Source organism: Psychrobacter sp. 1U2, assembly GCF_051847575.1.
Window position 1 is genome coordinate 1 of sequence record NZ_JBPYDC010000768.1, and the last position, 845, is coordinate 845.

The window sequence follows — 845 nt, forward strand, 5'->3', positions numbered from 1 at the left end:
CTATTACAATAGTAAAAATATTGCACTTGATGCCACGCTTGCCGATTTACAGTTCGTCATTGATGAAGGCACAAACGGTGAGAAAATCTCAATGCATGGTGGCTTCGGAGGCGAAGGCATCTTCAATGTCGCAAGCTCAAGTCAAAACGACGATGGCACATATGGGCCAATCACCCACGGCCCCACTTATATGCAAGCGGTAACCTTTGATAGTAAAGGTCCCGTTGTAGAGGCGCTATTAGGTTATTCACAAGCTTCAGATACGACGCGACCTTATCATCGTGATCAAACGCGTCGTTACTCTGCTAAGGACTGGATACGCATGCCTTTTAGCAAAACTGAGATCAACAATCAGGCCGTAGGTAATGCGATTCAATTAAGAGAATAAATATCACCCAAATTTAACCGAATAAAAAAGACCTTAGATGAATTCTAGGGTTTTTTTATCAAAAAAAATAAGCAATATTTAACATACTAAAAAATCCATTAAGCTCCCCACTGCGAGTAAGGATTTGTTATACTAGCGACTGTCCACTTATCTGTAAATAACGCGATAAACAATCCTTTTATCTATCGTCGTTTTGGATAAAATGAGTACAAAACGTGCTACTAAAATAAATTACTAATCGATGTTTGCGTCGTTAGCGGTTAACTCTACAACAGTTAACCATACTATAGTCAAAACGAGGAGTGTCGCATGACGGATCATTCAAAACAAAATATCCAGCAGCCTTATAATCATGCTAACGAGCAGCCGACTACAGTACGCCCTGTCATGCAGCCAGATAATCCGTACGCCAGTACGCGCGGCAGCATTACCAGCAAACAGCTACCAGCATTCGATG

1 protein-coding gene is annotated in these 845 nt (G+C 41.3%); it reads left to right on the top strand.

Features of this window, described 5'->3' with window-relative positions:
- The coding region (locus ACS8FD_RS18630; RefSeq protein WP_439276939.1) for a penicillin acylase family protein at positions 1–388 on the top strand (388 nt) is incomplete at its 5' end.
- Positions 389–845 lie beyond the last annotated feature (457 nt).